At 71.2% G+C, this 19,974-nt stretch carries 19 protein-coding genes and 1 pseudogene; 8 read left to right on the plus strand and 12 right to left on the minus strand.

The features are described 5' to 3' along the window. Positions 1 to 49 precede the first annotated feature (49 nt). Positions 50 to 1,293: pseudogene (locus ABD999_RS11220) on the plus strand (RNA-guided endonuclease InsQ/TnpB family protein). Here the strand turns inward: ABD999_RS11220 and ABD999_RS11225 are convergent. From ABD999_RS11225 to ABD999_RS11250, 6 genes are all read right to left on the minus strand, one after another. Further along, positions 1,277 to 2,368 (minus strand): class I SAM-dependent methyltransferase, encoded by a 1,092-nt coding sequence (locus ABD999_RS11225; protein WP_271277982.1) that lies wholly within the window; start codon positions 2,366 to 2,368, stop codon positions 1,277 to 1,279. The pseudogene ABD999_RS11220 and the gene ABD999_RS11225 overlap by 17 nt on opposite strands. 166 nt (positions 2,369 to 2,534) lie before the next feature. Next, positions 2,535 to 3,794, minus strand: coding sequence for a cytochrome P450 family protein (locus ABD999_RS11230; protein WP_271277981.1), 1,260 nt, complete (start codon positions 3,792 to 3,794; stop codon positions 2,535 to 2,537). Between the two features lie 51 nt (positions 3,795 to 3,845). Next, complete coding sequence (locus ABD999_RS11235) at positions 3,846 to 4,862, minus strand: SRPBCC family protein (RefSeq protein ID WP_271277980.1); 1,017 nt, start codon at positions 4,860 to 4,862, stop codon at positions 3,846 to 3,848. Between the two features lie 36 nt (positions 4,863 to 4,898). After that, positions 4,899 to 5,543: a DUF6073 family protein gene (locus tag ABD999_RS11240; RefSeq protein WP_148031002.1), complete on the minus strand. Its 645-nt coding sequence runs from the start codon at positions 5,541 to 5,543 to the stop codon at positions 4,899 to 4,901. Positions 5,544 to 5,586: 43 nt separating this feature from the next. Then, positions 5,587 to 6,858 (minus strand): HEAT repeat domain-containing protein, encoded by a 1,272-nt coding sequence (locus ABD999_RS11245; protein WP_219548083.1) that lies wholly within the window; start codon positions 6,856 to 6,858, stop codon positions 5,587 to 5,589. 326 nt (positions 6,859 to 7,184) lie between these two features. Beyond that, positions 7,185 to 7,379: a hypothetical protein gene (locus tag ABD999_RS11250; protein WP_345482676.1), complete on the minus strand. Its 195-nt coding sequence runs from the start codon at positions 7,377 to 7,379 to the stop codon at positions 7,185 to 7,187. 54 nt (positions 7,380 to 7,433) lie between these two features. Here ABD999_RS11250 and ABD999_RS11255 point away from each other — a divergent pair, with 54 nt between their 5' ends. Further along, positions 7,434 to 8,378, plus strand: a complete 945-nt coding sequence (locus ABD999_RS11255) for a KR domain-containing protein (protein ID WP_345482677.1) — start codon at positions 7,434 to 7,436, stop codon at positions 8,376 to 8,378. Then, the gene (locus tag ABD999_RS11260; protein WP_271280530.1) at positions 8,375 to 9,190 is read left to right on the plus strand and encodes a hypothetical protein; all 816 of its coding nucleotides are present in this window, start codon (positions 8,375 to 8,377) and stop codon (positions 9,188 to 9,190) included. The genes ABD999_RS11255 and ABD999_RS11260 overlap by 4 nt, the downstream gene beginning before the upstream one ends. A 12-nt stretch (positions 9,191 to 9,202) precedes the next feature. Here ABD999_RS11260 and ABD999_RS11265 read toward each other — a convergent pair whose 3' ends face one another. Continuing rightward, positions 9,203 to 11,584, minus strand: a complete 2,382-nt coding sequence (locus tag ABD999_RS11265) for an AarF/UbiB family protein (RefSeq protein WP_345482678.1) — start codon at positions 11,582 to 11,584, stop codon at positions 9,203 to 9,205. A 148-nt stretch (positions 11,585 to 11,732) separates the two neighbouring features. Here ABD999_RS11265 and ABD999_RS11270 point away from each other — a divergent pair, with 148 nt between their 5' ends. The 3 genes from ABD999_RS11270 to ABD999_RS11280 all read left to right on the plus strand — a co-directional run bounded on the left by ABD999_RS11270 (position 11,733) and on the right by ABD999_RS11280 (position 14,152). Then, complete coding sequence (locus ABD999_RS11270; RefSeq protein ID WP_271278825.1) at positions 11,733 to 12,185, plus strand: SRPBCC family protein; 453 nt, start codon at positions 11,733 to 11,735, stop codon at positions 12,183 to 12,185. Further along, positions 12,182 to 13,381 carry an AarF/UbiB family protein gene (locus ABD999_RS11275; protein ID WP_271278824.1) on the plus strand — a complete coding sequence of 400 codons (1,200 nt, stop codon included), beginning with the start codon at positions 12,182 to 12,184 and terminating at the stop codon, positions 13,379 to 13,381. Before ABD999_RS11270 ends, ABD999_RS11275 begins: the two co-directional genes overlap by 4 nt. A 75-nt stretch (positions 13,382 to 13,456) precedes the next feature. Continuing rightward, positions 13,457 to 14,152: a winged helix-turn-helix transcriptional regulator gene (locus ABD999_RS11280; protein ID WP_271278823.1), complete on the plus strand. Its 696-nt coding sequence runs from the start codon at positions 13,457 to 13,459 to the stop codon at positions 14,150 to 14,152. Here ABD999_RS11280 and ABD999_RS11285 read toward each other — a convergent pair. From ABD999_RS11285 to ABD999_RS11300, 4 genes are all read right to left on the minus strand, one after another. Then, positions 14,094 to 14,723, minus strand: a complete 630-nt coding sequence (locus ABD999_RS11285; RefSeq protein ID WP_187281103.1) for a TetR/AcrR family transcriptional regulator — start codon at positions 14,721 to 14,723, stop codon at positions 14,094 to 14,096. The two genes, ABD999_RS11280 and ABD999_RS11285, sit on opposite strands and share 59 nt — an antisense overlap. Before the next feature lie 52 nt (positions 14,724 to 14,775). After that, the gene (locus ABD999_RS11290; protein ID WP_148030993.1) at positions 14,776 to 15,708 is read right to left on the minus strand and encodes a hypothetical protein; all 933 of its coding nucleotides are present in this window, start codon (positions 15,706 to 15,708) and stop codon (positions 14,776 to 14,778) included. Between the two features lie 180 nt (positions 15,709 to 15,888). After that, complete coding sequence (locus tag ABD999_RS11295; RefSeq protein ID WP_271278822.1) at positions 15,889 to 16,269, minus strand: VOC family protein; 381 nt, start codon at positions 16,267 to 16,269, stop codon at positions 15,889 to 15,891. Positions 16,270 to 16,288: 19 nt separating this feature from the next. Beyond that, positions 16,289 to 17,500: a cytochrome P450 gene (locus tag ABD999_RS11300; RefSeq protein WP_271278821.1), complete on the minus strand. Its 1,212-nt coding sequence runs from the start codon at positions 17,498 to 17,500 to the stop codon at positions 16,289 to 16,291. A gap of 128 nt (positions 17,501 to 17,628) precedes the next feature. Between ABD999_RS11300 and ABD999_RS11305 the strand changes: the two genes are divergently transcribed. Together ABD999_RS11305 and ABD999_RS11310 are read left to right on the plus strand one after the other, a co-directional pair. Continuing rightward, complete coding sequence (locus ABD999_RS11305) at positions 17,629 to 18,252, plus strand: hypothetical protein (protein ID WP_148030990.1); 624 nt, start codon at positions 17,629 to 17,631, stop codon at positions 18,250 to 18,252. Further along, positions 18,249 to 19,508: an ABC1 kinase family protein gene (locus tag ABD999_RS11310; protein WP_271278820.1), complete on the plus strand. Its 1,260-nt coding sequence runs from the start codon at positions 18,249 to 18,251 to the stop codon at positions 19,506 to 19,508. The genes ABD999_RS11305 and ABD999_RS11310 overlap by 4 nt, the downstream gene beginning before the upstream one ends. An 8-nt stretch (positions 19,509 to 19,516) precedes the next feature. On the opposite strand, the gene ABD999_RS11315 is transcribed toward ABD999_RS11310, so the two are convergent. After that, complete coding sequence (locus tag ABD999_RS11315; RefSeq protein ID WP_148030988.1) at positions 19,517 to 19,927, minus strand: SRPBCC family protein; 411 nt, start codon at positions 19,925 to 19,927, stop codon at positions 19,517 to 19,519. Between the last annotated feature and the right edge of the window lie 47 nt (positions 19,928 to 19,974).

Raw genomic sequence — 19,974 nt, forward strand, 5'->3', positions numbered from 1 at the left:
TCTCGAACACGCGCACGAGGCTTGGCTGATCGCGCGTAGCATGCGAGGCGTGGCGCAGACCGTGAAGCGGGCCTACAAGTACCGCTTCCACCCGACCCCCGAGCAAGCTTCCGAGCTTGACCGGACCTTCGGCTGTGTCCGCTTCGTGTACAACAAGGCACTGGAGGAACGCACCCGCGCCTACACCCTGGAAGGCAAGCGCGTCTCCTACGTGGAGTCGTCTGCGATGCTGACGCGGTGGAAGCGCAGCGGCGAGTTCGACTTCCTGTCCGAGGTGTCGTCTGTGCCGCTCCAGCAGGCGCTGCGGCATCTTCAGGCTGGGTTCGCGAACTTCTTCGCCAAGCGCGCCAAGTACCCGACGTTCAAGAGCAAGAGGAAGTCGCGGGCGTCGGCGGAGTACACCCGATCGGCGTTCCGCTGGCGGGACGGCCGGTTGACGCTGGCGAAGATGGACGCGCCGCTGGACATCGTGTGGTCGCGCCCGCTGCCGGAAGGCGCGGAGCCGTCCACAGTGACCGTGAGCCGGGACGCGGCCGGGCGCTGGTTCGTGTCCCTGCTGGCCGAAGAGAAGATCGGTCCCCTCCCGCCTGTCGCATCGAACGTGGGGATCGACGCCGGAATCACCGCACTGGTGGCACTCTCCACCGGCGAGAAGATCGTCAATCCTGGCTACGAGCGCCGCGACCGGCGCAAGCTGGCCAAGGCCCAGCGGGCACTCGCCCGCAAGGAGAAGGGGTCGAACAACCGCGCCAAGGCGAAACTGCGGACCGCCAAGGTGTACGCCCGGATCGCCGACCGCAGAAGAGATCACCTGCACAAGGTCACGACACGGCTTGTTCGCGAGAACCAAGTGATCGCCGTGGAAGACCTGACCGTCCGCACCATGGTCAAGAACCACTGCCTGGCCCGCGCTATCTCCGACGCCGCTTGGCGGGAACTCCGCTCCATGCTGGAGTACAAAGCGCAGTGGTACGGGCGGACCGTGGTGGCGGTGGACCGCTGGTTCCCCTCCAGCAAGTTGTGTTCCGTGTGCGGCGCGCTGCAGGAGAAGATGCCGTTGAACGTCCGGGTATGGGAGTGCGCTTGCGGCGCGGTCCACGACCGGGATGTGAACGCGGCCAAGAACGTGCTCGCCGCCGGGCTGGCGGAGAGCTGAAACGCCTGTGGAGCTGGTGTAAGACCTCAACGAGAGTCCTCTCGGGCGGGCAACCGGCGGTGAAGCAGGAAGCCTCACGGGCGACCGTGGGAATCCCCCTCGTTCACGAGGGGGAGGATGTCAAGATGCCTTCCTGATCTCGTAGAGGACGTTGAAGGGGGTGGGGGCGGCGATCCGCCGGGGGGCCGTCAGGCCGGCGTCGGCGCACAGGCGGGTGAGCACCGGCTGCGGGAGCCCCAGCATGCCCGCCACCACCGGCCCCGTCCGGGAGAGCGGCACCGAGTACAGGGTGCTGGTGCCGTAGAGGAAGGCGGCGACGTCCCCCACGTTCTCGTGCGGGTCGGTCGAGCAGTCCGTCTCCAGCAGCAGGAAGACGCCGGTCTCCGTCAGCGCGCGGGCCACGTCGCGCAGGACGTCGCCGGGGTCGGCCGCGAGGTGCAGCGAGTCGAAGGCCATGACCAGCTCGTACGGTCCGGACAGGCCGTCCGCGAACCCCGTCACCTGGGTGAGCGTCACCCGGTCCGCGACGCCGTACTCGGCGATCTCGCCGCGGGCCCGCTCGACGTTGAGTTCGTGCCGGTCGACCCCCGTGCAGCGCGAGGCCGGGAAGCGCCGGGCGAGCAGGGCGAGCGCGGTGCCCGACCCGCAGGCCAGGTGGGCGACCTCGGCGCCGGCCGTCAGCTTCTCCTCCAGGCCGGGGACGAGCGGCAGCCACTGGTCGAGCAGCATCGCTTCGAGCCACTTGGCGCTCATCCGCCAGGTGGCCTGGTACATCGCCGGCGGATAGTCGCCCGGCGTCAGTCCCTCGCCGCTGTGGAAGCAGCCCGCCACCCGCTCGACCATCGCGGCCAGAGGAGGGACCAGGCGGGCGATCCCGCCGACGTAGTAGGGAGAGCCGGGGTCGGCCAGGAGCGCCGCGTACGCGGGCGGGAGGCGGAACTCCTCGCCGGAGCGGTCCAGCTCCAGATAGCCGGCCGCGGCCAGCGTACGCGCCCATTCGCGCACGTAACGGGCGTCGGCGCCGGCCTGCTTCGCGATGTCGTCCGCGCTGCGGCCTTGGCCGTCGGCCAGCGCCGCGAACAGGCCCAGCTGGTCCCCGACGGCGCACGACAGCACCACCATGGCGCGGCTCAGATCCGTCATGAACCGCGCGCCGGCCGCCATGGTCTCTTCGATGTCGGATGTACGGTCGAAAACGCCGGGATCGCCCATATGCGCCACCTGTCGTCGTTTCCTGTCCAGTTCCGTCAGCGTAGGCATCGGCTCAGCCGGGCGGCTTCTTCCAGATTGCGGCCGCGTGCCGAGGCGATGAACGGGCGGAAAGGGAAACCGGCACGCCGGGATCGGCGTGCCGGTTCGGGCCCGGACCGTCGGGAGGCTAGGCGGTCTCGCGCCGGGTGAACCAGACCGGCAGCTCGGCGAGGCCGCGGAGCACACCGGTCTCGCGGTACTCCAGCTTCTCGACCGGGCAGGCGAGGGTGATGTCGGAGAACTCGTTCAGCAACGACGTGAACGCGATCTCGGTCTCCAGCCGGGACAGCGGCGCCCCGATGCAGTAGTGGATGCCGTAGCCGAACCCCAGGTGGTTGCGGTCGCCGCGGCTCACGTCGAGCCGCTCGCCGTCCTCGAACCTGCTCTCGTCGCGGTTGGCCGCGGCGTTGGCGATCGTCACCAGCCCGCCGGCCGGGATCGTGACGTCGCCGATCGTGACGGGCTCGGTGGCCACGCGCAGCATCGCGCGCTCCACGGGGCCGTCGTAGCGGGCCAGCTCCTCGACCGCCGACGTCATCAGGGACGGGTCCCGGCGCAGTCGCTCGATCTCGCCCGGGTGCTGCAGCAACGCCAGCATGCCGTTGCCGATCAGGTTCACGGTGGTCTTGTAGCCCGCGATCAGGAGCAGGCCCGCCGTGGACACGACCTCCTTCTCGCTGAACGTGTTGCCCGAGTCCGACGCCACGACCAGCGCGCTGAGCAGGTCGGGCTGCTCCTCCTCGCGCCCGGAGCCGGGCTTGAGCTCGGCGCGCTTGCGGGCGACGAGGTCGACGAAGTAGTCGCGCAGCAGCCGGTTGGCCTCGTACGGGCGGATCCGCTCGCCCGTGACGTAGGTGGGGGTGAGGGCCGCGAGCACCCAGTTGGTGAAGCTCACGGCGTCCTGGTACGGGACGCCCAGCAGCGTGCAGATGACCTTGATCGGCATCGGCGCCGCGAACTCGCGCATGAAGTCGACCTGCTTGGAGGTGTCGATCCCGGCGAGCAGCTCATCGGTGATCTGCTGGATGCCCGGGCGGAGCCGCTCCACCCGCTCGGCGGTGAACGCCTTGTTGGCCAGCTGGCGGAGCCGGGTGTGCTCGGGCGGGTCGGCGTTGAGCATGTGCGGCTCGGAGTCCTCTTCGCCCTCGTCGTAGAGTTCCGTCTGCCGCATGACCTCCCACATGTTCCGGGGATCGCGGGAGAGCCGCCGGTCCGCGAGCGCGGCCCGCGCCTCCTCGTACCGGGTGATCACCCAGTGCTCGATGCCGCGCGGCTCCTTGACGAGCTGGACGGGTCCCTCCTCCCGCATGCTCGCGTAGATCGGGAAGGGGTTGTTGCGAAGATGCGGCTGGTACAGCGGGTGAACCTCGTCCTCGGCGTGTCCCATGTCGCCGGTCCTTCCGTTGTGTGTTCGTGCGATGACTTGCGCGGGCTCACGTCATCCGGGGATGCCGTCCGGCATGTCCGGTGGCGCGGACGCGCGCCGGATGAGAGTGCCGAGACGGTCGAAGGCCGAAGCCCAGAACCGCGTGAGCAGGGTGCGGTCGTGCGGGGCGGTCTCCGTCGAGCCGAACATCTCCCAGCCGTAGTGGAAGACCTGCAGCAGGCTGCCGCCCAGGTGCGCCGGCTCGATCCACAGATGGCCGGAGAGGTGATCCGGCCATCCGCCGCGGTCGAGCCTGAAGTTCAGGCTCGGCAGGTAGGACGGGAACCGCTGGCCGGCCTCCAGGTGCTCGGTGACCGTCAGCACGCAGCTTCCGCTGGCGTCGCCGATCACGAACGCCATCGGGTCGTCGACGTTCAGCGAGCCGGAGGTGCGTCCCGTCCAGTACTGCAGCGCGGGGACGGCGGTGAGCGCCGCCCACGCCTCGTAGGCCGGCAGGGGCAGCTCGGTCTGGACGTACGGCCCCATGCGCCGCCAGGTCCAGCGCACGTCCCGTCCGGTCTGCACGTGGTCGGCGAGCTGGTCGAGGATGCCCGGCCAGCCGGTGCCGTTCCAGCTCCGCCAGTCCGACGGCCCGTTCGAGCTGATCTCCGTGACGGTCACGGTGGTGGCCGCGCCCATGGCGGTGAGCTGCCACGTCACGCGGGTGGCCGGGCCCACGCCGACCCAGCGCCAGCGATAGCTCAGCGTGGCCGTGTGACCGTCCGGGCCGGGCGGCCGCACCTCGTCGGTGTGGCACCAGAAGAACTCGCCGTCGCGGAAGTCGAGCATGCTCCGCTCGCCCTCGCGCGCCCAGGACTCACCCGTGCGCGCCAGCCAGAGCCCGATCCGCCCGGGATCGGCCAGCGCCGTCCACACCGCGTCCAGCTCTGCCGGTACGGTCACCGTCGTGATCAGCCTTTCCCACCGGTCGTGGGCGACCGGCTGGGCCGTCGCGCGGAAGGGAGGGAAGGGTGACGGCTCGGTCAGCGGGACGGTGAGCTCGTCGGGCAGTGGTGAGACAGTGGTCATGGCGTCCTCGGCTCGTTCAGAGGTGCTGGGAACCGTTCAGGCGATCTTCTCCGGGGCCAGGTAGCCGCCCATGTTGAAGCGCAGGCTGGTCAGGTAGCCGACCGGCTCGGCGTCGGGGTTCTTGAGGTCGTGCAGCGGCAGCATCCGGTAGATCTGGCCCTTGCCCGGGGCGCCCGCCGGCGGGATCGAGCGGACGTCGTCGATCGTCAGGATGACGGGTTCCTTGTTGAACAGCGTCTTGCCCAGCTTGGGGATGTCGAACAGGCATCCGACGGCCATCCGGCACGCCTTGGCCGAAGGGCCCTCTCCCGCGTAGGGGTCGAAGGGGTTGCGGATCTGGCCGGCGGACAGGCAGGTCGGGTTGAGGGTGACGGTGATGGTCCCCAGTTCCTCCGACGTGCCGGTCATCTTCATCTCGATGAGGTTGGTGTACACCTCGGCGTCGGCCCACTCGTTCTCCGTGGGCTCGGACCGGACCACCCGTACGTAACCGTCGAACTCGACGTCGAACTCGCCGACTCCGGGGATGGCGAAGGTGTCCCAGGAGTGGATGCCGAGGTTGTCGATGCCGGCCTCGGGGGTGGCCCAGCGGACGACCTGCGTGCCCTCGTACAGGTTGGGCACGCCGTCCGTCTGGACCGGCCGGCCGTAGACGGTGGTCTTCTCGGGATTGGTGATCATGGCTTTTCCTTTCAGGGGGTGTGTGATCGGCCTGTGGCCGGGATCAGAGGCCCACGGCGCGGTAGTCGCAGCAGGTGCGCCCGGGCTCGTCGGCGATGCCGTCCTGGTTGCTGTCGATCTCGCCGTCGACGGTGCTGTAGACGTCCCTGGAGTTGAGGTCGATGCGGCCGTCGCCGTCCCAGTCGTTCAGCTTCCCCTTGAAGGTGCCGAGGATGAACACGTTGGTCAGGTCCCTGACCTCGGGGTCGTGCATGGTCGACAGGATGCCGTTGCCCGGCTGCAGGATCTCCTCGAGTGACTTGCCGGCGACGCTCTCGACGTTCGTGTAGCCCCAGCCCTGGAACCGGCCGCGGACGTACCTGATGGCGTCCTCGCCGCGGACCTTCAGCGTGGGGTCGAGGTGCCAGGTGCCGTAGCGGGCGAAGCCGATGCGGGTGTCGTGGGTGCCCTGCGAGGGGTCGTCCGCGCGGCCGGACTTGAAGAACGTCCGCGGGACCTGCGACTCGAAGAAGAAGTTGCCGCGGTCGCGCCTGCTGCGCTCGGTGAAGCCGCGGAACAGGTAGTTGTCCATGTGCGGTGAGCCGTCGACGTGCAGGCCGCTGATGGTCTTGGCCATCAGCAGTTGCTTCTCGCGGGTCGCGACGTTCGGGCACGCGTGCGCCTGGCCGTAGACGCGCGCCAGGCCGAGCGGGCCCAGCGAGACCTTGCCCCAGTGCTGGTTGGTGCCGTCGAGGCGGACGTAGAGGTCGCAGTGGATGAGCAGGTAGATCGTTTCGTCGAAGGTCCTGCCCTCGGTGAAGACGCCGCCGCGGCCGTCGAACGCGGGGTCGCCGGTGGTGAGCTCGCTGGCGAACAGCTTCGACCACTCGGCGATCTCCGGGTCGGAGTCCTTCGCGAAGCGGCGCAGCGCGGCGATGGCGTGCGGGCCGCCGAGCTTCTCCATGGCCCAGAGGGTGTCCCAGCGGACCTCGCGGTTCTTGTCGTGCCGGATGACCTCGGCGAGCAGCTCGAACGCGTCGGGCAGGTCCCGGTCGGCGTACTCGAAGACGGCCTGCTCGCGCATGACCGGGTCGGGGTGGTGCAGCGCGTCGTGCTGGAGCTCCTCGTCGGTCCGGTTGTCGACCCGGACGGCGGCCCTGTTCAGGGCGTAGCCGAAATCGCTGCACCAGGCGGCCGGGTCGCCGGCCACGAAGCGCGGGTCCATGCTGAGCGTCGTGCGGTAGGCGAAGTTGAGCGCGTCCCGCTGCTCGTCGCGGAGCGACTCGAGCGGCGGCGCCTCGACCGGAAGCGATGACTCAGGACCGGGGTTACCCACTGATTCCGGGGACTTATTGCATAGATCGATTGCCATCTGTTGCCTCCGAAGGGCGAAGTTGTGGCTACAGCAGTCACGCTAGGAGGGAGCGGATGACAAAACTTCTCCCACGTTGCCTACCGAGGCCGGGCACGGTGTTCGCGCCTGGCAGGAGAAAAAGTGATCGGATACTGTCGGCGTGACCTCAGAAAGCCGATCAGCCGGTCGAGGTGATCCATGGAAGGGTCGCGATGGGCAATCTGATCGCACCGAACACGGATTTGACGTTCGTCCCCGGCCCCTGCCCGCCGCGGCCGTGCGCGCTCCCGGAAACGCGGCATTCCGGATCACGTGTACTCGCGGACGACGACGGGATCCTCGTCGAACTCGGCGCTCGCTGGCGCCCGGGTGACGCCGCTCTGCTCCTCGGCGGGATCAGGCGAGCCGCGGATCGCGGCCTGCCGCTCACGCTCGCCCACCGCGGCGCCGGCGGCGGCAGCCTGCTCCGGGCGGCGTCGCGCGAGTGGCCGCACCTGCGTCACCGCGAGATCGTGCGCGACGGCCGGGGGTCCTTCCGTACGCGTCCGCCACGGTGGATGCGGTACCGCCTGCCCGCGCGCACCGGTCGCGGCGGCGAGCCCGCCGGGGTGGCGATCAGCGGCGGGCTCGGCGGGATCGGCCTGGCCCTGGCGGCGCGGCTCGCCGCCGCGGGGCACCCGCTGTGGCTGCTCGACAGACGCCCGGCGGGCGGCCTGCCGGCGGCCGGGCGGAGGCGGCTCGCCGCCACGATCGCGCGCACCCGCGTGGTCGTCGATCAGGCGGACGTCACCGCGGCCGTTCCCGCGGCCCCCTTCCCGATCACGCACCTGGTGCACGCCGCGGGCGAGCTGGATCTGGCGCCGCTGGCCGACCTGGCCGCCGACGACCTGGAACGGCTGGCGGGCGGCAAGGCCACGGCCCTGCGCACCCTGGTGGAGGCCCTGGTGCCCGCCGGGCTGCGGTCGGTGGTGGCGTTCGGGTCGACCGAGTCCCGCCACCCGCATCGGCTGTTCGGCGGGTACGCGCTGGCCAACGAGCTGCTGCGGCGGGAGGCGGCGCGGCTGCGGGAGGAACGTCCGGAGGTGCGCGTCGTCACGGCCGAGTGGTCGCTCTGGTCGGCGGTGGGGATGGGGGCGGCCAGCGCCGGGATGGCGGGCCGGGCGGGGTTCGCGGTCGTGCCGCCGGAGTGGGGCGTCCAGGTCACCGAGAGACTGCTGGACCGGCGGCGGCCGATGCCGGAGGAGATCGTGCTCGGCGGGCCCCAGCCCACGCCCGAGCGTCCGGTGGCGGCGATCTCCGGGATCGGCGGCAGCTCCCTCGTGGTGGACGACGCGTCGGTGCGGCGCCTGGTGAGGCTCTGCCTCCCGGGCGGGACCGCGCGGCATCGGGAGGTCGGTCCGCGGGATCGGATCGTCCGCGCCCAGGTCGCGGACGACACCGTCTACACCTGGGGTTCCGGCCACCGTGACTGGAACACCCGCGCGCCGGGGAGGCAGAGGTGAACGGTTCCGTCGTCGAGCACTCCGTCCGGCTGCCGTGCGACGCCGCGGCCGCGTGGCGGATGATCGTGGACGCCCGGCGCGCCCAGGCCTGGTGGGGGCGGCTGGAGGCGGACATCACCCATGTCGCCCAGGAGCTGACCGTCGCGACGGGCACGTCCTCGGTGTACCGCCTCTGGGTCGAGACGATCCTCCCGGAGCGGGTCCTCGCGTTCACCAGCGCCTATCTCGGGGTCAGCCCCGTCACCGCCGTCCGGTTCGACGTCCTCGGGTCCGGGCCGGTGCTGCTGCGCGTCAGTGAGACGCTGGAGTCGGCGGACCCGGCGACCGTCCACCAGGCCAGGCGGCTGTGGCAGCACCGGCTCGATCGCCTGGTGGCGTCGCTGCCGGGCGCTCCCCCGGCCCCTGGGGAGACGGACGACGGCCTCGCCGACATCACCGTGCGCCGGACGCTCGACAGGCCGGGCTGGCGCCCGCTGCACCGGGCCGTCCTGAGCGAGTGGCTGCCGCTCTCCGGTCCCGCGTGGCCGCCGCGCTGGTTCTACGTGATCGACTCCGAGGGGCCCCGGCCGTTTCCCGTCGTCCGCTGGCGCACGCACTTCGACGACCTGGTCGCGCTCGGGATCGAAGCCGTGCCCGGGTGCCCGCCCACGGAGGCCGAGGTGGCCGTCGCGGCCACCGCGACCGCGCTGGAGCTGCGGGTGCGGCACACGGGATGGGCGGCGCTGGACCTGGACGCCGAGACGCGGGAGGTGCTGCGGGACCGGTTCCTGGCCACCTGGCGGCACACCCTCCAGCGGGCGGTCCACGCCTGAGCCCGCCCGGGCTCACCTGACTCCGGTGGCCGCGGGGATCTGCAGGCCGGGCCACCAGCGCCGGAGCGTCCCCTCCACGATCATCAGGGACATCAGGGGGAACGCGAAGTCGGCCGGCGGGTGGACGCCGTAGCTGTTCTGGTGCTCGAAGACGCGGGGGCCGAAGTCGGTCATGTCGAACCGCCCTCCCGGCTCCGTCGTCGCCCGTACGAGCCCGGCGATCTCGCGGGCGAACGCGCGCCTGCGCGCCGGGGTGTGCCCGGCGGGCGGTCCCGTGGGGAAGGCCGAGTCGTACATGATCTCCCCGCACCGCTGCCCGTTGCGGAGCGCCAGGTTGATGAAGAAGTCCCGGAGTGAGTCCCGGACCCTCCCGGGCATCTCCACGCAGTAGCCGGCGTCCAGGATCACGACGGTGCCGTCCGGCCGGATGTAGATGTTGCCCGGATGGAGGTCGCAGTGGACGAAGCCGTCCTTGAAGATCATCGAGCCGACGGCTTCGAGCACCCGCGACGCGACGCGGTCGCGCCCGGCCAGGTCCGCGGCCGGAACGTCGTCGGCGAGTCCCGGGACGAGGTCGGTCACCAGGGCCACGGGGCAGGTGTAGTCTTCGTGCACCCGCGGCACGATGATCTCCTCGTACCGGGCCAGGTTCGCGGCGAGCCGGCGCAGGTGGTCGGCCTCGCGGAAGAAGTCGATCTGGCCGTAGAGCGCCCGGGACATGTAGCCGACGAGGTCGGCCATGGGCGCGCCGCCCGCCGCGGGCAGCTTCTCGGCCACCCGGGTGAGCGCGGTCAGCAGGGTGAGGTCGGTCGACATCGACTCCGCGACGCCCTCCCGCTGCAGCTTGACGGCCAGCAGGCGGCCGTCCGGGTCGATGGCCTCGTACACGCAGGCGATGCTGCCGCTGCCGACGCAGCGATCCGTCACGTTGAGCCGGCTCAGGCGCGGCTCCTGACGCGTGGCGAGGGCCAGTTGACGGCCGAACTCCGCGGCGCCCATCGGGGTGACGTCGTCGTGCAGGGCGGCCAGCTGCTCGGTGACGTGGGCGGGGAACAGGTCGGCGCGGCTGGCCAGCATCTGCCCGAACTTGACGTAGGTGGGGCCCATGCGTTCGACATGCCGTACGAGCCGCCTGGTGCCGCGCGTCTGCGCCCGTGTCCTGCCGCGGAGCAGCCGGTCGATCAGCCACGCCGACACCACGTGCGGCGCCGCGGCGCCCACCTGGCCGGTCAGCCGCGCCGCGCGGCCGGCCAGGCGGAGCCCGCGCACGCGCGGCAGGTGGTCCGGGCCGGCCGCGCTCTCCCGCGCGGGCTCGCCCGGTCCGGCATCGCCGGGCGCCCGGTCGGCCGTCCTGCCGAACGCGTGCGCCGCCACCATCGGGTGCACGGCGGGCAGCGTCGTGACCGGCGACAGCCCGGCCTCGGCGGCGGCGGCGACCAGGGTCTGGGGCGTCAGCCCCAGGGTGCCCAGCGGCCGGCCGCCCCGCGCGGCGGTGGCCGGGACGCAGTACAGCACGCTGGTCGCCAGCAGCATCGCCGCCGCCGGTCCGGTCAGCGGCGGAGACTCCACGACCAGCAGGGTGCCGCCGGGGCGCAGGGCGGAGGCCGCGGCGCGCAGCATGCCGGACAGGTCGCTCACGTCGTGGAGCACGCTAAGGGCGAGTATCAGGTCGTATCCGCCGCTCAGCGCCGTCGTGGCGTCCAGGTGGCACAGCGAGACGCGTCCGGTCAGGCCGCGCGCCGCCAGCCGGGCGTTGCCCGCGCTGGTCAGCCGTTCGTCGAGGTCGAAGCCCTGCGCCGTGATCCGGGGGAAGGCCGTCGCCAGGGTCTCCAGCGTCTCACCGGACGCGCAGCCGATCTCCGCCACCCTGCCGCCGGCCCGCAGGGTGTCGGTGAGCCCGGGGACGGCGGGCAACCAGATGTCCGGAAGGATGACCCCGGTCCACTGGGCGCTCATCCGCTGCATCGCCTCGGCGAGCTCCTGCGGATAGCTCGCGTCGTCGAGGGCTCCCCCGGTGTGGTAGGCCTCGGCGATCGCGGGGACGCACCGGGTCAGCGCGCCGAACAACGCCACCCCCGGCTGCACGTCCATCATCCCGCCGATGAACGGCTGGACCTCGGGCGACCACGCGTAGCCCGCCTCGTCGTGGGAGACCAGCCCGGCGGCGGCCAGGCCGCGCAGCCACTCCTCGGCGAGGCGCGCGTCGCCGCCGGTGGCCTGGGCGAGCCCGGCCGCCTGAGCGGGGCCTGCGGCCAGCGCGGCGCTCAGCCCGGTCCGCGAGCCGAATTCCAGCATCGTGGCGACCATCGCGGTGGCCACGACGGCCATCGGCCGCGGCAGCTCCGGCCCGTCGCCGATCTCGTGTCGGGTCGTCTCGGCAATTGTCTCACCCATGGAAAGACACCCTTTTGTCACGACAGCAAATGTACGAATTATAGTCAGGCGTTTCCGGGGCGGCTTCTTCGAAATTGCGGTGTGCTTTCCGGCGGAATTCGGCGACCGGCCCGTTCCGCCGATGATTTACGCGTGCTAACGTGACGCCATGTCCGTGGACAGAGATTCGTCCGCCGTTTCCATCCACCGGCATTTCGACTGCGCTTTCCCCGAGTTATGGCTGTCGGTGACCGCGCCCGAGTCGATCTCCGCCTGGTTCACGCCGTGCGTCCGGGGCTCTGACGGACGCTACCGGCTGCGGTTCACGGAGGACTCCGGCGAGTCCTATGTCAAACACGCGACGGTGCTCCGCTACCGCCGCCGGGAGGACGCGGGCGAGTATCGGTTCCTGCTGGAGGACCCGGGTCATCACGACAGCGTGGTGGAGGTGAGCGTCAGCGGGGCGCCGGGCGGCGCGGTCCTGACGCTGCGGCACCTCGATCCTCCCGCGGAGCTGGCCGACGGGTACGCCCAAGGCTGGGCCGACTACCTGGACTCCCTGGAGCGGCACCTGGCGGCCTCCCGCCAGGACGCGATCCGGCGTCCGGAGGGCGGGAGATGAGCTCCGCGGCCCGGTCGGCCGTACGGATCGCGCAGGTCGCCGTCGTGGTGTGCGCCACGACGGCGTCGCTGGCCTGGGCCGTGGTGCGGCACGGCCGGCGGGAAGGGACGCTCAGGAGGGCGGGCGCCGTGGTGAGCGCGGCCCTGTGGCGGCTGGGCCCGGCGTTCATCAAGGTCGGGCAGATGCTGTCGAGCCGCAGGGACATCCTCCCCGCCGCGTTCTGCGAGGAGCTGGAGGAGGGCCTGGCGCGCGGGCGGGCCGGCGCCGGCGGGGCGGACGTGGAGATCGGATCCGTGGCCACCGTGGAGCGGCGCCAGGTGAACGGCGCCGACGTGGCGGTGAAGACGGTTCACCCCACGGCCGCCGAACAGCTGCGGATCGATCTCGGCCTCATCACGGCCATGGCCCGGGTCGCGGGCGTCCTGCTCCGGCGCTCGGGGCCCACGCTGGAACGGGTCGTGCACGAGATGTGCGAGTCGGTCCGCGGGCAGACCGACCTGGTGGCGGAGGCGGCCACCCTCCGCCGGCTCGAAGACCTCGAACTCGTCCTGCCGGTGGTCTTCCCCCGGGTGCTGCCCGGGCAGAGCGGGCCGGACGTGCTGACGATGACGTGGATACCGGGGCAGGCCGGCGGCCGGCGGTTCCGCGATCCCCGGCGCACCGCCAAGCGGCTCGTCCTGACGGTGTACGAGATGCTCTTCATCACCGGCGTCGTCCACTGCGATCTGCATCCGGGCAACTGGTGGGAGCTGCCCGACGGCCGGCTGGCGATCGTCGACGCCGGGTTCACCTACGAGCTGGACGAGGAGATGCGGACGCATTTCACCGAGTTCTTTCTCGGGATGTCCAGCGGGAACGCCGAGATCTGCGCCACGCACGCGCTGGCCGCCGCGGCCCGGCCGGTGCCGCCCGAGGCCGAGAAGGCGTTCCGCCGCGACATGGAGGGCCTCATCGGCTCCGTCACGGGGCTGACGGCGGGGGCCTTCTCCCTGGCCGGGTTCGCCGCCCGCTTCTTCGCCGTCCAGCGGCGGCATCAGGCGTTCTCACGCGCCGAGTTCATCTTTCCGCTCATGGCCCTCCTGGCCATAGAAGGGCAGGTCAAGCAGCTGGATCCGGGAATCAACTTCCAATCTCTGGCGGGCCCCGTCGTGTTGCGCTCCATCGTCGCGCGGGCCCGCGCCGAGCGCGTCCGCTGAGCCCTGCCGCGCGCTCACCTCGCCGGCGACGGCTTCCCGAGGCATCGCCGGAGCATCGCTATACACTTTCTTAGTATGGTGAACGAGTCGGTGGCCCGCGCCGGCGAACGCAGACGTTACGGGCAATACTGCGGTCTGGCCGCTTGCCTCGACGTGATCGGCGAGCGATGGACCCTGCTGATCATCCGAGAGCTCCTCGTCGGCCCTCAGCGATACAACGAGCTGCTTCACAATCTTCCAGGCATCGGCACCAACCTCCTCGCCGAGCGGCTCCGCTGGCTGACCCGCCAGGGCGTCGTCCGGCAGCATCCGCGGCTGAGCGGCAGGGGGCACACCTACGAGCTGACGGCCTTCGGTGAGGAGCTCCGCGAGCCGGTGCTCGGCCTGGCCCGGTGGGGGCTGAACGTCCCCCACTCCTTCAGCGCGGAAGACGAGGTGCGGCCGCAGTGGGGGGTCCTGGCCGTCGAGGCGCTGATCAGGAAGGACCAGATCCCCGACGTCGACGAGTCCTACGAGTTCCTCGTCGACGACCAGGTGTTCCACATCGCGGTGCGGGGCCGGCAGATCTCGGTCGTCCAGCAGGGCGCCGAGGACGCGGTCCTGCGGGTCTCGACCGACGCCAAGACGTTCGTGGACATCGGTTCCGGCCGGCTCTCGCCCTTCGAGGCCGTGGTGACCAGACGGCTGAGCCTGGAGGGCGACCAGGAAGCCCTCACCCGCTGTTCCCGTCTGCTGGGGCTGCTTCCCGGCCCCCGCCCGACCGCGATCTGAGCGTCTCCAGGTACGCGTCTATGTCCGCGGCCAGCGGGGGAAGGTCGACCGCCGGATTCGGCGACCGGGCGAGCAGCATGCCGCCTTCGCAGATCAGCGAGAAGACGAGCTGCGCGCGAGCGGCCACCGTCTCCGGCGCTCCCCCGCCGGCCAGGCGCAGACCGGCCAGCAGGACCCGCAGGGTGTGGCCGTGCTCCAGCTCCCGCACGGCCTCCCAGCCCATCAACGACGGGGCGTCGAGCAGCACGATCTGCCGGAAACCCGGATCCAGGCAGTGCTCCAGGAAGGTGCGGACGCCGTTGTGCAGGGCTTCCCACGGGTCGTCCTCCTCGGCGGCGGCGTACTCCAGTCTTGCCGCGATCTTCTGCTGCTCGCGGATGAAGACGGCGCGGAACAGCTCGATCTTGCTACCGAAATGGTGGTAGACGGCGCCCTTGGTGACCCCCGCCGCCGCGGAGATCGTGTCGATCGAGGTCGCGGCATAGCCGTTGCCGCCGAACAGCTCGTGCGCGGCGCCGACCAGCCGGGCCGTCGTCACGTCCGAGCGCTCGGCCTGCGTTCGCCTGGCCATGCTTCTCCTCATCAGCTCCGGTTACCGGCCCGCCCGTCGTCCGGGCGGCCCGTCACCAGGGGATCACCGGGTACCAGGGGATGAGCTCGCGTCTGGCCAGCAGCCGTACGTCCCAGTACAGGAAGGTGAAGACCCCGACGACGATGAAGGCCGCTCCCGTGATGAGGGCGAGCCGGCCGGGCCGGGCGGCGAACCAGCCCTGCACCCGGCCGCCCATGACCACCGCGAGCAGGACGAAGAGCACCGTGAGGATCACGATGTTCCCCACGGACTGCAGCATGAACGCCAGCGCCCCGTAGAGCGGGTTGTGGCTCTCGGCGGCGTCCCGGAACAGCTGCCGGAACAGTCCGTACGGCCGTCCGATGAGGAAGCCGCCGATGAGCGCTCCCATGACCACCATGGGCGCGTTGGGGAAGCGCCGGGTGAGCCGGGCGAGCGGGTCGCGCACGATGCCGAGCGCGGCCAGCCCGAGCCAGACGAACGCCAGCCCGATCACGCCGAACGCCACCATCGACTGGACGCTCCTGGCCGACAGCTCCCCCGGGAGGGTGGGGGCGGTCGAGAACTGCGGCATGGCGGTCCCGACGATCCCGACCACGGCTCCGTACACGCCGGAGACCGTGAGCATGCCCACGGTCAGCCACGCGAGGGGCTTGAAGACGGCCCCCACGCGGTCGGACAGCGAGCGCGGCTGTCCGACGATCGGGCAGAGCGCGCCGAGGACGGCGATGTTGCAGGCGGTGAAGGTGCCGCCCAGCCCGGTGGCGAAGGCGAAGACGATGCCGGGCAGGATGCCGTCGAGGACCGTGGCCTCCGGCTCCTGGCCGAGCACGGTGCCGGCGACGTTCTCCCCGATGACCGAGTCGACGAACTCCGCTGACCAGACGACGGTGAGCAGGAATCCGATCAGCGAGCTGATCAGGACGGCCCGCCAGGGATGGCGGATCCCGGCCCGCTCGGCGGGGCGCTGTTCGGTGAGTGCCATGTGGGTCTCCTCTTCGTACCGGCGCGACCGGCGCGCCGGTCGGATCATGGACGTTCGAGGTGCTGGACACGGCTGCGCCGCAGGTGCTGCCTGCTGCCGCGCGGCGCGGCGAAACCCCGGGACCCGCATGGGCAGCGGCCGATCACGGTTCCCGGGAGGTGGAGCGGTGTGCGGCAGGGCTCAGCGGCCGGCCCAGAGGCCCACGTGGTTGCCTTCCGGGTCGCGGAAGACAGCGCAGTGGCCGTGGTTCCCGCCGATGTCCATCTTCGGCCGGTCCACCTTGCCGCCGGCCTTCAGGACGGCGTCGAGCGTGCCGTCGATGTCGTCCACGAGCAGGTAGACGACGGTGGACTCGCCGGTGGGCGGGGTCCGGCGCGCCGACTGGGCGAGCCCTCCGACGGGCGGCCCGCCCGCCCCGGTGACGATCATGGAGTACGCGCCCAGAGGGAACTCGGGGATCTCCTCGTAGGTCCAGCCGAACACTTCCGTGTAGAACGTACGCATTCGTCCTATGTCGTTGACGTGGATCTCGAACCAGGCGACCGCGTCTGACAGGGACACGTGACTCCTCCTCGGCTGGCTAGGGTGTGGCGGCGAACGTGATCGGCAGGCTGACCACCCCGCGGAACATCGTGCTGCGCCGGTAGACGAGCTCACCGGTGGGAACGGCCTGCCGCAGCTCGGCCAGACCGGCGAGCTGCCCCAGTGCCGCCTTCAGCTCCATGCGGGCGAGCAGGGCCCCGAGGCAGAAGCGCATGCCGGCGCCGAAGGACATGGGCGGTCGCTCCGAGCGGCGGATGTCGAACCTGTCCGGATCCGTGAACTGCGCCGGGTCGCGGTTCGCCGCCCCCGCGAGGGCGACGACGAAGGCGCCCTCGGGCAGCTTCGTGCCGGAGAGGTCGAGGTCCGCCGAGATCTGCCGGCTGTTGGACTGGACCGACGAGTCGTAGCGCAGGCACTCCTCGACGGCGCCCGCCAGCCGGTCCGGTTCGGCGCGCAGCAGTTCCAGCTGCCGAGGATGGCGCAGGAAGGCGAGGACGCCGTTGCCTATCTGGTTGGTCACGGTGTCGTGGCCGGCGAAGACCAGCGCCACGGCCGTGCCGATCAGGGCGTTGGTGGTAATGGGCCGCTGCCCGCCGGTGGCCTCGATCATGGCGCTGATGAGGTCGTCCCCCGGGCTCCTGCGCCGTTCGGCGATCAGCTCGGTGAGGTACTCGGCGAACTGTCCCATGGCGGCCTGGCCCCGGGCGATCTCCTCCGGACTGGCCAGGAGGTCCAGTGTGGGGGCGATGTCGACCGACCAGGCGCGCAGCGCGTCACGGTCGCGGGCCGGCATGCCGAGCAGCGTGGAGATCGTGGCGAGCGCGAGCGGGTAGGCGAAGTCGTCGACCAGGTCCATCTCGCCCCGCCTCCGCAGCGGCCGGAGCAGGTCGCGTGCGGTCTGCTCGATCTCCGCGCCCATCCTCCGGATCAGCCGGGGAGTGAACGCCGGGCCGATCAGGGAGCGGAGCCGCTCGTGGTCGGGGTCGTCCTGGAAGAAGATCGTGTGGCGCAGCACCTCGCTGAGCGGACCGGGGCCGACCAGCGAGGCCCAGAAGTCGCGGATGCCGGCCCGGCCGAACCGGGCCTCGCCCAGGACGGTGCGGACGTCGTCGTACCGGGTGACGTACCAGATGCCGTTCGCGCCGCGATGGACCGGATCGTGGCGCAGCAGCCAGGCGTAGTAGGGGTACGGATCGCGCAGGACCGCGGGGTCCACGGGATCGAACCCGGCGCCGATGGGGACCGTCATCCGGACCGCCCTCCCTCCGTAGCTTTAAACAGCTATACCAAATGTCCCGATATAGGTCTAGATCTGACCATTGTTCGAGGTGAATAGCTATGGTTTATTGAAGTGAAGCCGAAAGCGAGGTGGCGAGAATGTCCGTCGACGCCCGGCCGGCCCGGTTCGATCGTGCCGACCCGCTGATCATCCCGGGCAGCACGCATCACGTGGGGCTGGCCATACGAGGCGAGCTGAAGCTCTTCTTCGCCGACGGGGAGACCCTCGACTGCGACGACGTGCAGGGCATGAGCGCGGTCCGAAGCTCGGACACGGTCACCACGACCCCGGACGGGCGGCCGACCGTCGAGGTGACCAGGCTCATGACCCACTTCCACTCCAACGTGACCGGGCTGCTGATCCAGCAGAACCCCAGCCGGCTCAACCTGGGCCGGCTGACCGGGATCGCGCCAGGTGGGCCGGAGCGGCTGCTGCCCGCCGACGTCACCTTCGACCAGTACCTGATCCTCGCGCTGCGCGGCCGACTCCACATCAACATCGACCCGCTGGTGATGGAGGCCAAGGAGATCACCGTGTTCCCGCCGATCGGCACCACGTTCCTGTCGCAGGGGGCCACGCTCTTCTACGACGTGGCGGACCTGCCCGGCGGGATCGCCCAGCGGGAGCCGGGGAACGCGACCCCCAGCCTGGCGCTGGCCTCCCAGAGCGTCTGCGGCAGCCACCTCACCCACTACATCGACATGCCTTCCGCGGATGGATGAGGGCGCCGCCACGTGACCTGCTGCCGCTGGTCGTCCGGGCGGCGCGGATCGGCGGGATCCTGGGGCTGGCCCTCCTGCGGGCGGTCACCGACGTGCGCGGGCTTTTGTCCGGGGTCCCGCCGGCGGCGATCGCCGGGGATCGGCTGGCCTGGGCCTGCGAGCGTCTCGGGCCGGCGTTCGTCAAGATCGGCCAACTGCTGAGCACCAGGGTCGACGTGATCCCTCCGGCGGCGTGCCGGGCGCTGGCCCGGCTACGGGACCGCCTCACCCCGCTCCCGGTCGCGGAGGCGGCTCCGGCCCTGCCCGCCGGTCTCGCCGGGCGCCTCGCGGAGCCGCTCACACCGGTCGCGGCCGGCGCGGTGGCGTGCGTCTACCGCGCCAGGCTGGAGGACGGCCGGCGGATCGCCGTCAAGGTGCGCAGGCCGGGCGTCGACCGGGTGATCGCCCGCGATCTGGCCCTGTTCGGGCTCGGCGCCCGGCTGCTCCAGCGGCTGCCGGGGCTGCGGGGCGCGCCGTTCGCGGCCGTGGTCGACCAGCTGGGCGACGCGCTGACGGGGCAGCTCGACTTCCTCGCCGAGGCGGCGGCGTTGCGCAGGCTCCGGGCCGACCTCCGGCACCATCGGGCCGTCCGGGTGCCGGAGGTGCTGACCGAGTTCTGCCGCCGGGACGTGCTGGTGATGGAGTACATGCCGGGCCTCGACCGGTCCGGCCGGGGACCGGGCAGGCGGGTGGCCGTGGTGAACGCGCTGCGGGCGATCTACCACATGCTGTTCATCGACGGGTTCGTCCACTGCGACCTGCATCCGGGCAATCTGCACCCGATGCCGGACGGCTCGGTGGTGATCGTCGACGCGGGGTTCCATCGGCAGCTGGCCGACTCGGACCGGCTCGCGTTCGCGGCGTTCTTCTACCGCATGAGCCGGGGGGAAGGGGCGGAGTGCGCCTCGATCGTCCTGTCCACGGTGCTCGGCGGCGCCGCCGGCCACGACGCCTCGGGGTTCCGCGCCGACATGGAGGAGCTGGTGCGCAGCAGCACCGGCGCGCGGATCGCGGAGTTCGATCTGGTGGGTTTCGCCGTACGGCTCTTCGCCATCCAGCGCAGGCACGGCTATTACGCCGATCCGCACTTCGTGTTCCCGCTCCTGTCGCTGATCGTCATGGAGGGGACGTTGCGCGAAGCGTGTCCGGAGGTGGATTTCCAGATGGAGGCGCTGCCCTTCGTGCTGCGCGGGCTCATGCGGCCGGGCGGGGCGTAGGGGGTCGCTCACCCCTCCGCCGCGGCGACCTCCGCGAGCCGGGGCAGAACCGTGCCCTGCCAGCCCTTGCCCATCCGCTCGAACGCCGCGCGGTCGCGCTTGTCGTCGAGGTCGAAGCCCGAATGTTCGAGAAGCAGGCGGGTGCCCTTGCCCTCGACGACCAGACGCCAGGTGAGGGTCCAGGTGGTGTTGAAGGTGTAGACGAGCCGCTCGTACGGCTCCGCCTCCAGCACCTCGCACGGCACCGAGCCCCAGCCGGGCATCTGCAGGTGGAACCGGTGGCCGACGACCGCGCTGACGTCGCCGGGCGCCCACCAGCGGGCCAGCAGTTCGGGTTTGGTCAGCGCGTCCCACACCTTGGCAGGCGGCGCGGGGATGAACTGGTCGACCGAGATGGACGCGTGGCGGGTGTCGGGCACGGTGCTCCTTGTGCATCGGAGAGCGACCCACCAGATCCTAGGACATC

Origin of the sequence: Nonomuraea ferruginea (assembly GCF_039540635.1) — a bacterium.
In the GTDB taxonomy this organism is placed as follows: Bacteria; Actinomycetota; Actinomycetes; order Streptosporangiales; family Streptosporangiaceae; genus Nonomuraea; species Nonomuraea ferruginea.